The 14,190-nt window shown below is 38.5% G+C and carries 17 protein-coding genes; 4 read left to right on the plus strand and 13 right to left on the minus strand.

The window, feature by feature from the left end; translation table 11 throughout:
- Nucleotides 1-807 carry a nicotianamine synthase family protein gene (locus JI666_RS09600; RefSeq protein WP_206891210.1) on the minus strand — a complete coding sequence of 269 codons (807 nt, stop codon included), beginning with the start codon at nt 805-807 and terminating at the stop codon, nt 1-3.
- A gap of 423 nt (nt 808-1,230) precedes the next feature.
- Here JI666_RS09600 and JI666_RS09605 point away from each other — a divergent pair, with 423 nt between their 5' ends.
- The gene (locus tag JI666_RS09605; protein ID WP_206891216.1) at nt 1,231-2,007 is read left to right on the plus strand and encodes a M23 family metallopeptidase; all 777 of its coding nucleotides are present in this window, start codon (nt 1,231-1,233) and stop codon (nt 2,005-2,007) included.
- Nucleotides 2,008-2,289: 282 nt separating this feature from the next.
- Complete coding sequence (locus JI666_RS09610; protein WP_206891218.1) at nt 2,290-2,868, plus strand: DNA-3-methyladenine glycosylase; 579 nt, start codon at nt 2,290-2,292, stop codon at nt 2,866-2,868.
- 73 nt (nt 2,869-2,941) lie between these two features.
- Here JI666_RS09610 and JI666_RS09615 read toward each other — a convergent pair whose 3' ends face one another.
- From JI666_RS09615 to JI666_RS09670, 12 genes are all read right to left on the minus strand, one after another.
- A complete protein-coding gene (locus JI666_RS09615; RefSeq protein ID WP_349769317.1) occupies nt 2,942-3,850 on the minus strand; it encodes an ABC transporter substrate-binding protein in 909 nt (302 codons plus the stop codon).
- A 22-nt stretch (nt 3,851-3,872) separates the two neighbouring features.
- Nucleotides 3,873-4,610 carry an ABC transporter permease gene (locus JI666_RS09620; protein WP_206891220.1) on the minus strand — a complete coding sequence of 246 codons (738 nt, stop codon included), beginning with the start codon at nt 4,608-4,610 and terminating at the stop codon, nt 3,873-3,875.
- Nucleotides 4,611-4,614: 4 nt separating this feature from the next.
- Nucleotides 4,615-5,607, minus strand: a complete 993-nt coding sequence (locus tag JI666_RS09625; protein WP_206891222.1) for an ABC transporter ATP-binding protein — start codon at nt 5,605-5,607, stop codon at nt 4,615-4,617.
- Between the two features lie 16 nt (nt 5,608-5,623).
- Nucleotides 5,624-6,277 (minus strand): ABC transporter permease, encoded by a 654-nt coding sequence (locus JI666_RS09630; RefSeq protein WP_286170705.1) that lies wholly within the window; start codon nt 6,275-6,277, stop codon nt 5,624-5,626.
- A 570-nt stretch (nt 6,278-6,847) separates the two neighbouring features.
- Nucleotides 6,848-7,321 (minus strand): DinB family protein, encoded by a 474-nt coding sequence (locus JI666_RS09635; RefSeq protein WP_206891225.1) that lies wholly within the window; start codon nt 7,319-7,321, stop codon nt 6,848-6,850.
- A 329-nt stretch (nt 7,322-7,650) separates the two neighbouring features.
- A complete protein-coding gene (locus JI666_RS09640; protein ID WP_286170707.1) occupies nt 7,651-9,063 on the minus strand; it encodes an LVIVD repeat-containing protein in 1,413 nt (470 codons plus the stop codon).
- Nucleotides 9,064-9,226: 163 nt separating this feature from the next.
- Nucleotides 9,227-9,913, minus strand: a complete 687-nt coding sequence (locus JI666_RS09645) for a toxoflavin lyase-like VOC family protein (RefSeq protein ID WP_206891230.1) — start codon at nt 9,911-9,913, stop codon at nt 9,227-9,229.
- 328 nt (nt 9,914-10,241) lie between these two features.
- The gene (locus tag JI666_RS09650) at nt 10,242-10,454 is read right to left on the minus strand and encodes a hypothetical protein (RefSeq protein ID WP_286170709.1); all 213 of its coding nucleotides are present in this window, start codon (nt 10,452-10,454) and stop codon (nt 10,242-10,244) included.
- 99 nt (nt 10,455-10,553) lie between these two features.
- Complete coding sequence (locus tag JI666_RS09655; RefSeq protein WP_206891233.1) at nt 10,554-11,036, minus strand: NUDIX hydrolase; 483 nt, start codon at nt 11,034-11,036, stop codon at nt 10,554-10,556.
- Nucleotides 11,037-11,129: 93 nt separating this feature from the next.
- Nucleotides 11,130-11,654 carry a 5' nucleotidase, NT5C type gene (locus JI666_RS09660; protein ID WP_206891235.1) on the minus strand — a complete coding sequence of 175 codons (525 nt, stop codon included), beginning with the start codon at nt 11,652-11,654 and terminating at the stop codon, nt 11,130-11,132.
- A gap of 29 nt (nt 11,655-11,683) precedes the next feature.
- Entirely contained in the window at nt 11,684-12,853 is a 1,170-nt protein-coding gene (locus tag JI666_RS09665) for an ImmA/IrrE family metallo-endopeptidase (protein ID WP_206891236.1), read from the minus strand.
- Nucleotides 12,854-12,857: 4 nt separating this feature from the next.
- Nucleotides 12,858-13,043, minus strand: coding sequence for a hypothetical protein (locus tag JI666_RS09670; RefSeq protein ID WP_206891238.1), 186 nt, complete (start codon nt 13,041-13,043; stop codon nt 12,858-12,860).
- Nucleotides 13,044-13,278: 235 nt separating this feature from the next.
- Here JI666_RS09670 and JI666_RS09675 point away from each other — a divergent pair, with 235 nt between their 5' ends.
- The gene (locus JI666_RS09675) at nt 13,279-13,602 is read left to right on the plus strand and encodes an ArsR/SmtB family transcription factor (protein ID WP_206891241.1); all 324 of its coding nucleotides are present in this window, start codon (nt 13,279-13,281) and stop codon (nt 13,600-13,602) included.
- Nucleotides 13,603-13,648: 46 nt separating this feature from the next.
- Nucleotides 13,649-14,089: an ArsI/CadI family heavy metal resistance metalloenzyme gene (locus tag JI666_RS09680; protein ID WP_206891243.1), complete on the plus strand. Its 441-nt coding sequence runs from the start codon at nt 13,649-13,651 to the stop codon at nt 14,087-14,089.
- The last annotated feature ends 101 nt before the right edge of the window (nt 14,090-14,190 follow it).

Below are 14,190 nucleotides of genomic sequence, written 5' to 3' on the forward strand. Positions count from 1 at the left end.
TTATGCTAATACTCTGCTCTGTTTTTCTAGAACAATCGTTTCATAAATAGTCTCATTACCTTCTAGCTTCATCTGTGTTTGTTGCCAGTTACCAGTTATGTTCTCCACCAATGGATAATTAAATAGCGATTTCAAACCGTTTCCGAACCGAACGATCACCTTCGTTTTTTTTGTCACTTTCTCCTTTAATTCCTCTATAACCTCAAGCTTGTTCTTAACAAGAGAAGCAATAAAAACATGTGTGATATTCTCAAATTCGCTAAAGTCCTGTATTTCACTTTGCAAAAAGCTAACCTTGGCTTCTAGACCGAATGTGTGTGCAAGCTTTCTAGATAGAATCACTGCCTCCCCATCAAAATCCAGACAAATGACGTTTGCTCCCGTTTCTTGTGCAATCGTGAATGCAGTAGTTGGAAACGCTCCAGAACCTATAAAAAGCACAGACGAATGTTTATGTATACCGAAATAGTTATATTCATACCTAGCGGATTGAGCTAATGATGCAAGATAAGATCCCACTGTCAGAACATTTTGATCCGCTTTTTTAGACTGGTATTTCTCCATATCACAAAGAGCGCTCACCGACGTTTCACGTAACCGCTCCGACAGATCCTGAATTTCTTGTATACTCCCCCACTCATTCCATTTCAAGTCATTCTCTTCACTCTTAATAAACACACATAAATCATCCAATTTCCGTTTCAATAGTTCATAACATTCATCACATTCCTTTGAATAACGTGCAAGCTCAGCAATTTCAAACTCAATTACTTTCAGTGAGCAGAGCAATTCGTATTTCGTTTTCACCGTTTATCACCTCTTTGCATTTGTTTTTAAATCGAAATGGTTACGATTTAATAAATTTTAGTATAGGTAAGCACTTAATAAATGTAAATCGTTTTCAAGTAGATTGTTCTAAAATATGCTAATAGTCACAGCTAGGATTTTGTCTTAAAATCACTCTTAGAAATTCACTAAAATTCTTGAGTGAACGCTCTCTGTATCTGCTTTTTCATTTGTTAAACGACAAATAGATATAAGTAATTCTATATGTAGACCACTACTTAATACCCACTCAAATTAAAGTCCTTTACCGAATCTATCATCACCCTACTGACTCAGGTACAATGTCACAGACATCTAAACAACTAGACTCCATCTTTTGACACTTTCTTCTTAAATTTCCTCACCTTACCATTAAGTTGTAAATAAAAAAAAGGAGGGAAACAAATGAAGAATGTAAAAGCTAGTCTTTGCCTTGTTTTTTTGATTGGATCGATTCTGAGCTTCATCCCTGCAAAAAGTGCCTCTGCAGCTCCCCTTTTTCAAATGCCCTTTCCCTGTAATCAAACTTGGACAGGTCAAACAAGGACAAATCATAGTCCAGCAAACTCGGTGGATTTAAATCGCACAAATGATTTTGGAGACACTGTCGTTGCCTCTGCTGCAGGAACTGCCGTCACTGTTAGAAATCTAGGTAATACAAGCTATGGAAAGTATGTTGTCATCGATCATGGTGGTGGTTGGAAAACGTATTATGCTCATTTAAGCGCTTTTAGTGTCAATCAGGGTGAAAGTGTTAAGAAAGGTGAGAAAATAGGTGAAGTTGGAAGTACGGGTAATTCTACTGGCTCACATCTTCATTATGAACAGCGTTACAATGGGAATGATGTTCAGATTAAGTGGAATGGTTCAACGATCCATTATTGGGGTTCTAAGAGCTATTCGAGTAACAATTGTTCCTCTAAAAGCGGTGCTCCAGGTACGGTCAATACAAATGGTGCTGATTTAAATGTGCGTTCTGGCCCTGGAACAGGATACAGTGTCGCTGGTCAAGTTGCTGATGGTGAAAGTGTAACGATCTCCTGTCAAACACATGGTCAAACGATTACTGGTACATATGGTACAACGGACATTTGGGATAAAATTGGTCCTGGCCAGTATGTTTCTGATGCCTATATTTATACCGGTTCCGATGGACTGGTAGCGCCACTCTGTTCGAATTAAAATTTTCTTCAAAAAAAACGGATTCACTCTTTTCCAGAGTGAATCCGTTTTTATTTATAATCATAATTTATTTGAAATCGCGGATATAATCTCGTTTTTCGCGGATATATATGAAAAATCGCGGATATAATTTGATTTTCGCGGATATATTCAAAAAATCGCGGATAAACGCTATGTTCATGTTCCCACACCGTTTAATGATTGAAAACTTGTGGAAACTAATGCTTAGAAGTTATGTGTAGACTAGCTTTCATAACCTATCATCATAGAAAGGAACTGCTCATGTCACTTTTATCAAGAGAATTCTATCAGAAACCTACGTTAGATCTAGCAAAAGCTTTGCTTGGATGTGAATTAGTTAAAGAAACGGAAGATGGCCTAGCCTCCGGGTATATTGTTGAAACGGAAGCCTATTTAGGAGCTGAAGACCGAGCAGCTCATAGCTTTAACAATAAACGAACGAAGCGCACGGAAATCATGTTTGGTCCTGCTGGAAATGCTTATACGTATGTCATGCATACGCATTGTTTATTTAATGTCGTGAGTGGTGAGATCGGAAATCCGGAAGCGGTTTTGATCCGTGCTGTTGAACCTGTTCGTGGTTTGGATTTGATGGAAAAGCGAAGAGCTGGTCGAAAGCAGAAGGAATGGACCAATGGCCCTGGTAAATTATCGAAAGCTCTTGGGATTGATCCGAATGATTACGGTCATGCCTTAATGCGAGCTCCGCTAACAATTCAGAGCGGCTATAGCCCTGAACAAATCTCTGCAGGGAAGAGAATCGGCATTGATAATTCCGGTGAAGCTCGCGACTATCCATATCGATTCTGGATCACGGGGAATAAGTATGTGTCGAGGTAGTTCTAGTATATTATAAGAGCTATTTGCACCATAGAAAGAGAGGGACAGACTCGCGTCTGTCCCTCTCTTATTCTTATTTCTTCAACAACCCATTTTCCACAAGCCAATCATGAGCAACAATCGATACTGGGTTTCCCTCAATATCTACTTTATAATTCAACTTACGCATAATGTCACTATTAAGTTTCTCAGCAAGTGGCGCTGTTATTTCTTTAACTTCAGGGTACTTCTCATAAACATCCTCATTAATCGTGACTGCAGCACGGTAAGGAGGGAAAAAGTTCTTATCATCTTCTAACGTAACCAAATCATATTCCACAATAGTTGGATCGGTTTCAAACGCAACGGATATGTCAACTTGTCCATTATCTAGCGCTCTTTGCGTTAATCCAATATCCATTTGTTTGATTTGACCTGTTTGAAAGTCAAATCCGTATGTTTTCTCTACCCCAGGTATCCCATCAGGACGATTGGCAAATTCAGCGTCAGACGCAATTGTTAGCTCTCCAGGGTTTTCATTAATGTAAGTAGCTAAATCACTGATCGATTGAATCCCTAATTCTTTCGCTTGTTCCTTTTTCATTGCAAGAGCATAGGTGTTATTCACATTGGACATATTCATCCAATGGATATCATTCTTTCCATCAATTTCTTTCACCTTCTCGAACGCTTTTACAGGATCAGCAATGGTGTCTTGGCCCATGTATGTAATGAGAGCTGTTCCAGTGTATTCCCACATCACATCAACCTGCTTGTTCTCAAGCGCTTTACGGACAACGGTACTGCTAAGATTATTCATTTGTTTCACATCAAAGCCCTCTTCTTCTAAAAGAAAGGAGGTCATTTCAGAAAGCAAGTATTGTTCCGTATAATTCTTGCCTCCAACAGATATCTGCTTCCCCCCAATTCCCACAGTTGAGCAAGATGTTAACATGGAGAGTATCGCAACAATCATGAATCCACTAAGTAATTTTCTTCTCACGTAAACACCTCCTGACGTTCCATTACAATTCTTGTGGCGGCTTTGACCCTTCAGGCACAATAAGACGCTCAAGTAGTCGAAGCAAATAATCTACCAAAATGGCTAACAGCGTGACAGGGATCGCCCCTGATATTAAATATCCATTATCAAACAATTGGATCCCAGTAAAGATCCACACACCTAAACCACCTCCACCAACAACATAAGCAAGAGCAGCGGTTCCTATATTCAAGACGATTGCAGTGCGTACCCCTGCAAGAATCGAATAGGCAGCGTTAGGTAATTCAATTCTGAAGAGAATTTGAATCGGCTTCATTCCCATTCCTCTAGCAGCATCGATTAGGTTCTCATCTATGGAATCAATTCCTGCTACTGTGTTTCGATACATTGGCAGGAGTGAATAGATAAAGAGTGCAAAAACAGCTGTTTTAAATCCGATACCGAGAATACTGATCATCAAAGCAAGTACAGCAAGACTTGGAATGGTTTGTCCAAGGTTGACGGTATTCGATACGACCCACTCTGCTCTTCGAAAGCTTTTACGTGTTACTAGAATCCCACCTGGAATCGCAATAAGTAATGCTAATAAGGATGAAACAAGCACGAGCTGTAAATGCTGCTTAACCAACAGCAGAAATGTGGTTGATTCACTAAAAATATAATCGAAATAATGATTACTAATCGCCCAGAAAAAGAACAAAGCGACCAGTCCATAAACCGAATAACGAACAATAAGACTAACAACCTTCTTCTTATTCATGACATCATCCCTTCTGTACCAGGGCAGGTTTTGCCTTGATTTCAAAATGGAGGTACTTTTGGACAAGATCAATAGTAATGGCGCCTAGCTTCTTACCGTCATCGTCACTTACGATCACCTGATCAGCTTCCTGATTTAAAAGCATAGATAACGTATTACGAAGATCATGATGAACATTAATGGTCTTCGTGTCCGAAATCCCTTCATCAAAATCTACAAGGCCAATGATTTCTCGCAGGTTCTGAATCGTATGTAAACTTAAGCTTTTAATGGCACGATCTTTCCCAAAGAACTCTCGAACAAATTCATTCTTAGGACGCACAAGCATTTCGGAAGGAGTATCATATTGCATCAGTTCTCCTCCACGTAAGAGAACAATTTTATCAGCCATTTTAATCGCTTCGTCAATGTCGTGACTTACAAACAGAATTGTTTTCTTTACTTCTTTTTGAATTTGAAGAAATTCATCTTGAATCTTTTCGCGGATAATAGGGTCTAGCGCTCCAAAAGGTTCATCCATTAGCATAACTGGTGGATCTGCCGCTAATGCGCGAATGACACCGATTCGCTGTTGTTGACCACCGGATAATTCATGCGGGTAGCGCTTCCCAAACTTGTCTCCACTTAAACCAATCATTTCCATCAATTTATTAAATCTAGCCTTTTTCTCTTTTTTGCTCCATCCTAATAAATCAGGAACAATCATGACATTCTCTTCAATTGTCATGTTTGGGAATAGTCCATTGCTTTGGATGACATAGCCAATTTTTCGCCGTAGTGCTATTTGATCCAAAGCCATTGAATCTTCACCATCAATCATAATTTTCCCATCAGAAATCGTTTCAAGACGGTTTACCATTCTAAGCAATGTTGTTTTCCCACAGCCAGATGGCCCTAACAACACAACGATTTCGCCTTTTTCAACGGTAAAATCTACACCATTTACGGCAGTAACACCGCCTTCATATGTTTTCGTCGTTTGATCGAATGTAATCATTCCTTCACCTCACTCGTTAATTGGCAATGCTTTTTGGTGTGTACCTTTTTTGAATCCATAGCAAGAAGCCGTCTGCAATCATTGCTAGAATCGCAACAGCAACAGATCCAGTAATAATTAAATAATTATCTCCTCTTGAGATGCCTTGCGTGATTAAGACACCTAGACCACCTGCGCCAATATAGGCAGCGATGACACCAATGCCGATATTAATGACAACAGCTGTTCGAATTCCAGCCATAATCACTGGAAACGCATTTGGAATCTCTACGCGAAAGAGACGTTGGTGGGGCTTCATTCCTAGTCCCATTGCGGCATCTCTCATCTCCGGATTAACGTTACGAATCGCAGTATATGTATTTCGTATGATGGGGAGCTGTGCATACAGAACTAACGCTACGAAAGCCGGCACAAAACCAATTCCAAGGTTGACCATCGAAAATACCGGAATCATGACGCCAAATAAAGCGATACTTGGTATCGTTAACATAACTGACGCAATTTGAAGGACCGTCTCGGCAAGATAATTATTTGTTGTTAAGTAAATACCAAGGGGAACCCCTATTAAGAGAGCAACAAGAATCGCTAACCCTACCAGAATTGCGTGCTCAATCGTCAAATCGAAAATGCGTGACGAATTGATTTCAAGAAATTTCATCCATTTATCCAATTTGACACCTCCTTTTCTAATCATTTCCTAAAGCGCATGAACTTATATGGTAACATAGTCTTCCTTTCTTTTCTGAGAATGCATGACTATGTAGTAATACCCTATAACGAAAGTCCTAATCCATATTTCCAAAACATGGTTCAAAAAGGTTAGAGAGAATAAAGATAGCCGGTAATTGTCGGAGGGTAAACATTAATCGTTTTTTGGAAGAACATTACTGGTCATAATTATTGAAATATCTTAACAAGTAAATAGATACAAAAAGGCTTTCAAAAGCAACCATCTTTTAGAAAGGCTCTTTTCGTAGACTTTGTTGCTATATGAGTGGGTTAATTTCCGCTCCAGGATGCTCGCTTTCCGCGGGGCGGGCGGTGAGCCTCCTCGTCGCATACGCTCCTGCGGGGTCTCACCTGTCCCGCTAGTCCCGCAGGAGTCGAGCATCCTTCCGCTCCAATCACTAAGTGTGATTTTTCAATAATTGTTTCAAAAGCAACAATCTTTTAGAAAAGAGCCTTTAGAAAAGAGCCTACAAAAAAGAGGCTAACCTTTTTGGTCAGCCTCTTTCATTGTTTAATTTGCTCCTTTGATGCTGTTCTTTAATCCCTTCATACATCCGTTGTGTTCACTTTCATGGTAAATAGCAAATAGTAGCACTTCACCGATCGTCGTTAATTCATATGGACCTACCTTGAATGGTTTTGTTATCTCATCTTCTAAACGACCCTGAAACGTTTCTTTCAACCGCTCTAATTGTGCAGACAAGTTAGACTTTAGCTCATCAAGCTTTGGTGGCTCTGCTGTCCAGTCTTTCGGACTTGTTCCTGGTGCGAACAGTTCGCTATACCCTTCTGGTAAGTGAGCTTCTTCGCTTGTTTGAACAAAAAGAAGCTGCTCTAATGTGACATACACATGACCAAGTTGCCAGCGTAACGAGTTAGAAAAACCTCCAGGAATAAGATCAGCATGCTCTTCTGTTATCTTCTCTGCACCCATTAAAAGAAATTTTCGTGTCATTTCGAATTGTTTCAAAACCTTGTCTTCCATTGGTACAAACACCTCTTCCAGTTTTAATCATCAACCTTTAGTAACTTTTCTAACACCAAATTCTATTAAGGAAATTGATGTAACTCAACTGAATTGTATCATAAGTTCTGATATACTCAGGCAGAATTCGCATGTTGGGTTTATTACCTTTCCTAGCTATGTATCCTCTCTTAAGTGGTTTATTCTTATCTTGGCCGGCTAACATTTCCATGTAAAAGAGTAATTCCATCATTCCTCATCTTTCTAAGTGATTAATCAATAGGATAAAAAAAGGAATAGATAAAGTAGCATTGCGCTACATCTATCTACCCCGTTTTATTGTATCCGCTTTAAGACTGTGGAACCGATTGATCTTTCTGTTTATTTCCGTTCGTCTGTAACACTTTCAACCCGCTACCGATATCTGATGCTAGGATGTAATTTCGGTCAACGAAGACCCCCCAGATATCAGACTGCTCAGGTGTATATCGCGCGATTTCCGTTGGGTCAGAAGGATTTGTAATGTCTACTGCTACAACTCCTCCAGCATAGTGAGAAAGGTAAAGTGTATTTCCTCGTACTTTAGGATCATGAACTGTTTTTGCAAATGTTATATTGTTTTCTTCAGGAATATCATACGTTAATTCTGTTTTGAATTCGCTCAAGAGCTTCGGATTGGTTTTATCTTTAATATCAAAAATTCGCGTATACCCATAGGCTTCCTCATATCCTTCTTTAACAGGATTATAGACTTCACGCGTTTCAATTAGAATCGTACCACCTTTTGCAAGTGTTGCAGAGTGTGCCGAGCCCTGCTGATCAGAAGCAAAGTCTGTTCTTCCAAGATACTCAGGATTCTCAGGGTTGGAAATATCGAACATAACGGTTCCAAGATCCCACATGGAAACATAGGCGTACTTTCCAGTTTCATCAACCATTGTACTATGATTGAAAAGTGGGCGTGTCTTCCCATCCGGTGATTTCCAGCCATAACCGTTGAAATCATCTGCTACTTCAGGAAGCGTTCTTGGATCAAACTGCCAGAGCGTTTCGGGGTTCGTTGGATCTGTCACATCGACAATTTGAAAGTCTTTTTCTTCCCCATGACTGTAGTAATCAGCATAAGGGTTGGCAGCTACAACCACCGCTCGATTTCCCTGTGTAGTTAAATATAATTCGTGTGTGCCTCTCGTTTTCTTCGTTACTTCCCAGAAACCAAGTTTCTTAGGATTTTCAGGGTTTGTAACATCATAAAGAAGAAAGCCACCCTTTGAATCTGGATTATTTTTATCTAGCTGCTGCACAGAAACAACTGCTAAATCACCTTTAAATTCTGGCGTGCTGATTGATTTTACGATTACTTTTTCTTGCCAAGTTCCTGGAATATCATCATTGGCAAACACAGCAATCTCTTCAGGGTTTGCAGGATCCTTCATATCGAATACACGAACTCCGCCATTTCCATTGTTCTGGACATGTGTCCCTACGTAGGCGTATCCTTTGTGAGCATATACATCAGCAAACGAATTTTGCTTACCGTCCTCGCGAACGATGTCCATCTCTGGCGCTGCCACTTCTTTTAAGAATTTAAGGTTTTTACTTCCTTCCATAACTGGTGCAGCAACATCCTCATAATTCGCACGCTCGCCTTTCTCAATATTTACATCACCAATTTCATCATGTGCGAGTGCCTGACTAGGGAGAACAATCGAAAAAGCTAGAACACCGGTCAACGCCACATTTACTATGTACCTACTTTTCAATACATCAACCTCCATTGTCGAAATAGTTTAATAATTTAAATACTAGCATGATTATTTTTAATTAAAATGTGTATAATGGAAAATACTTCCTAAGGACTACCTGTATTATCGGAAACAGGACTAAAGATGTGGTGTGTTCTGATTTAAATTTGTGAGAAAACTACTAAAAAGTATAACTCAAATGAACTTCTCCTCTGCCATCTAACTCAATCTGCTTTATATTATCTATTTCAATGATAAGAGGATACGGAACTGAATACTGATTGGAGAAGATCCAGCGTCTGTTTGGAGGTCCTAATAGGATAAATGAACCGCCCTCCGCTTCTCCCAAGAAATTAAGTGAATCATTCTGAAGTGGTTCGTCATCTCTTACAGGAATACCAAACGCCAATAATTTTTCCCCTACTGAATCTATCTTTGTCGTAGTAAGATTAATCTCGCTTATAGTCAGGATTTCCTCAACTGAAAATCCTAGAGTTTCACTACAAGGGGCCGTCAATTTTCTAGAGATCAATTCTACAATGTTACCCGCTAGATCCATAAAATAAAAAGACTGCGCATTTATATGCTTAAAGAAAATCTCATCTTTATTTTCTTCTTTTGTTAATGTCACTTTTTCTTGTGCCCAGGCCATTGCTTCTTTAAATTTATTAGCAGGAATCGTTAAAGCAAAATGGTAGAATGGATTCGTTGAATTATCGACTTGTTTGAATTCCAATACACTTTCTCCAACCATAATCTCAAACCCACTCTTATCATTTTCAACTAATTTAAAGCCAAACGTTTCAACATAGAATTCTCTCAGTTCTGTTATGACATGACTATATAGTGTGACTTTATTAATAAACAAGACAATTCCTCCTTAATCCTCTCATGACTCGAATTCCTTAAACACAAAGAGACTATGTATCGATCATAAAGGAAAACTTCGTGTATCAAATCAGTTAAACTACTGACCTTCTCTACAACTTTTGGAGGAGGTAGTAGTTAAAGAAATGAAGATACACTTTTCCTCCAAAAATCATGATTTACTGGTAAACGATTTAATCAACCACACTTCAATAATATCTTTTAACGGTACATACCAATTCGGTTGTCCATAAAAATAGGCAGAGAAAAAACCGCCATTTTGAAAAAGGCGGCTACTGCTTCTATGAATGTTTTTACTAGGTACCTTATTATCTGTGATAGGTTCCGTGGCCGTGGTGAAATCCGTAACCGGGATAGTACCCTGTGTGACTGTGATGATACCCATAGCCCGGGTAATAACTACCTTGACCGTGATGAAAACCATAGCCTGGATAGTAACTAGTGTGACCATGGTGAAAACCATATCCTGGATAATAGCCACCATGACCGTGATGATAACCATATCCAAACTGTCTTTGCAAACCAATCTCCCCCTCTAATCCATTCACCATAGTGTATGTGGCTGCATTTAGAGGGGTATAGGCGCTTGGACTTATTGGATTCTTGCACCTATAACTAGTTTATAAAGCTTCATTCACTATTTCTTCATAGACCTCATGCCAATCATGGTAGTAGTTCGTTATTTCAAAAGGATGAATGAAAATTCTCTCTTCTGACTCATACTGGCCTTTAAAGTCATGTACCCTCTCAATGTTCATGCTATAAAATACTTGATACCCAATCTTCGGATATGGGCTCGTTTCATTCCATTTAGGATTGTCTTTTTGATTAACGATAATGTGCCCTAAAAGTTCGCAACTTCCTGTGACATATCCCTCTTCCATTGCTTCTCGTTTAAAGCATTCCTCAGGAGTTTCACCGTTTTCAATATGGCCTCCAGGAAAGTCCCATCCCCGATGATTTAAATTCACTAAAAGCAATTTCCCCTCCAAGAAACAAAAACCATGAACGCTAGTAATTGCCCTTCTTGGAGGAAGTTGCTTATCACTGCACCATGTTAACTTCACTTTTTCTTCGCCCCAGTTTACATAGGTTGTCGTCAACTATTTCCCTCCCATCAAATCACAGATGTAATAGTTAATTAATCTGATGCAATAGTATGTAGTGCGTCTTTTCTTATCAATGCTTAACCTCCTTTAGCTTAGAAAATAGTCTCTTACCTCTGCCCAATTGTTTACTCTCACGTACCCGGTTTCGTTACAATTATGAGCAGCAGTGAACAAAATCCCTTGTCCTAAAAAACGTTCAAAATGTCTCGGCGAGTCATCTATTAAGTAGTCCGCTTGAATGATGCTTTTATCGCCGCAGAAAACAAAATTCAAGTCAGATAAAAATGGAAAGTGTTCCTTTAGCCACTGATATTTAGCAGTGAAAGACGTTGGGTGCTCCATTGCGGCAGTAGTTATGAAAACCTCGTAACTCTCGCTAAGTTCACGAATGACTTCCTGGCTTCCTTCCATAACTTCTAAATCACAAAAGAATTCTGGATCATCAACATAATCGAGAATCTCTTTAGTAAAATCAGGGCGTATTTTCCACAATCTCGTTCCATGCAAGTCTTCTTCTTTTACCGCATCTTCAAAATGAGTGTTGTATAACGTGAGATGTTTTGATACAAAATCCGCCATAACTTCATCCATATCGATTGCTATCCTTTTCAACGAGCATCATCCTTTCAACTCTAACCTTACTATTCATTGACCTTACTCTTTTTCTCCACTTCCATCAGCCATTCCTGAAATTCAGCTTCACTTCTCTCGTCTGTTAAAGATACAGCTTTCTCGGCATACTTTTCAGATCGCTCATAATCTTCCATATAAAAAGCATATTCAGAAGCCTCTTTCCATTCAAATGGAGAAGCTCTTACATACTTCCTTTGTTTCAAAAAGAGTGAGATGGCCTCACCCCACTTATGTTCCTTTTCATACATTCTTTGTAACACGCTATATACTGACGGAGCGTCGTAATAATATGGACCTTGCTCATCATCATAGTTCAGTAACTCTTGTTTTACCTTGCTATCTTTTCCTCCACTTGCTATATCTGCTTCCATGTTTTCAATAAATTCCATATTTCGCTCTAGATACTTATGATAGCTTGAAAGCTTTTGACTCGTGACTGCTGTAAAGCTTTTGCTGAAAGAATCCTTTTCCTTTGTTTCCGTTATAAGTTTTGCAATCACTTGGTCCCCATGATTAGCAAGGAGTTTCTCAACCGTAAATTGCGCCATAATATACCGCTCGGTAGTTCCAGCGCTTTGATCTTTCATATCCATTTCAGAAAAAGGGACAACTTCCCACATAGTGATTGCTTCATAAAAAGGGAGGGGAGCAAAACGGTGTGCAAAAGCCTCAGCTACACCTTCATGAAACCAGTCAGGAAGATCAGTTGCTTTCAAATTCTGTTGCTCTATGTATGAATTTAAATAAAAATGAGCGTATTCATGTGCGAATGCATGTACTCTTTCTTCTACTGGTAAACTCCCATTAATCGCTATAATATTAGTGTTTGGAAAAAAGAGTCCGTTTGCATTTCTTAAGATAGGGTCAGGGAATTGCCCTTGTTTAATGATGAATACTTCTGGTTCAGTAGTCGATAATTCACCGAGCCAATCCTTCCCTAATTGATCAAAATCTGCAATTTGGTCTCCTAATGAAACCGCAACATCTTCTTGAGATTCATCAAACTTCAACTCTACTGTACCTATTGTTAAAGAAGAATAGTCAAAATGAAAAACGTGTAGCATCATTTTAGAAGATAACTGTGATATAGGTTTCAATTGCAACAGGCTAGAGACAAGGATAAACACACCAAAGAAAACAATTATTTTTAAAATAATTGTCTGCTTTTCACCTCTCACTTCTCTACTCCTCATTGTCTAAATCATGATCCAGAAAAGATTTCTTATCCACTTTCATACCGTATTTCTCTTCAAGGTATTGACCCACTATCGAACTATTAATCCCTCTTCTTACTGCTGTTTCAATAACAACGTAAAGAATGAAAATCCCGATGACGTATAGAAGAATTGGTAAGACCAAACTATTCATTGGATGACCTCTTTCTTTATTGAATTCCATAATACTCATTCAATTCCAATTATTTCAAAACAGGACCAGTAACTCAATGATTTATTTCATAAAAAATTTCACTACTACACTAACCCTAGTTATATTAATAACCATTCATTAATCAAAAAAAGTTGATGAAAAGGGTTGCAATTAACTGATTATTTTCGTATTCTATAATTAATCAAAATAATTTGATGAATAGGAGGTTTTCAACATGACTTTACCTGTTGTTGACCAACAACTTGAGCAGACATTTAAAACGTATGAAAGAAAGTTTAAAGCACTCTCAGATCATAAACGCTTGCGCATTATGTATGAAATTACTCAAGCTAACGAACTATGTGTTTGTGACCTAACTAATAAATTGAACTTACCTCAATCAAAGCTCTCCTACCATCTAAAGATTTTAATGGATGCAAATTTAATTACAAAGGAAACTCGAGGAACATGGAGTTATTACAAACTAAACACGAAAGAAGTGAATCACATCTTGTCAGAACAGCTATGTTGTATGTTTCGTACAGATAAAAGTTGCTAATTTTTATCTTATAAATCAAAAAAAATTGATATAAGGGGTGTTCTTCATGCAAAGAATTCACATTGGTCTTAATGTAACAGACTTAACATCTTCCATTGATTTTTATTCTAAAGTTTTTAATGGTGCACCTGTTAAAGTTAAAGAAGACTACGCGAAGTTCTTACCTAATAAATTGGCTTTAAACTTCACTTTGAACCTCAGCAATCATGTAATAGGTAATCAAGTTGGACACTTCGGGATCCAGGTTGACTCTCTTGAGGATGTATTAACTCATAAAGACAGACTTGAAGAACTTGGTTTCTTTGCTCGAGAAGAAATGAATACAAATTGTTGCTATGCGCTTCAAGATAAATTTTGGGTTACAGATCCCGATGGAAACGAGTGGGAATTCTTCTATACTAAACAGGATAGTGAGGGCATTAAAGAAAGCGAGACTTGTTGCTCAGCAGAGGAAGGAGTGAATGAAGATGAATCAATCACTATTTGAGGCTATAATATCTGAACATAAGCGCCATATAAATTATGTGAATGAACACGCTTGGAAATATGAAACTAACTATGTTTCTTTCAAAACTCAGATGAACTCTT

Source organism: Bacillus sp. NTK071, assembly GCF_017303315.1.
GTDB lineage: Bacteria > Bacillota > Bacilli > Bacillales > Guptibacillaceae > Guptibacillus.

Excerpts from the sequence above, each read along its gene's own strand:
- JI666_RS09605 (WP_206891216.1), top strand. The coding sequence starts at position 1,231 with ATGAAGAATGTAAAAGCTAGTCTTTGCCTTGTTTTTTTGATTGGATCG.
- JI666_RS09610 (WP_206891218.1), top strand. The coding sequence starts at position 2,290 with ATGTCACTTTTATCAAGAGAATTCTATCAGAAACCTACGTTAGATCTA.
- JI666_RS09620 (WP_206891220.1), bottom strand. The coding sequence starts at position 4,610 with ATGAATAAGAAGAAGGTTGTTAGTCTTATTGTTCGTTATTCGGTTTAT.
- JI666_RS09625 (WP_206891222.1), bottom strand. The coding sequence starts at position 5,607 with ATGATTACATTCGATCAAACGACGAAAACATATGAAGGCGGTGTTACT.
- JI666_RS09635 (WP_206891225.1), bottom strand. The coding sequence starts at position 7,321 with ATGGAAGACAAGGTTTTGAAACAATTCGAAATGACACGAAAATTTCTT.
- JI666_RS09670 (WP_206891238.1), bottom strand. The coding sequence starts at position 13,043 with ATGAATAGTTTGGTCTTACCAATTCTTCTATACGTCATCGGGATTTTC.
- JI666_RS09675 (WP_206891241.1), top strand. The coding sequence starts at position 13,279 with ATGACTTTACCTGTTGTTGACCAACAACTTGAGCAGACATTTAAAACG.
- JI666_RS09680 (WP_206891243.1), top strand. The coding sequence starts at position 13,649 with ATGCAAAGAATTCACATTGGTCTTAATGTAACAGACTTAACATCTTCC.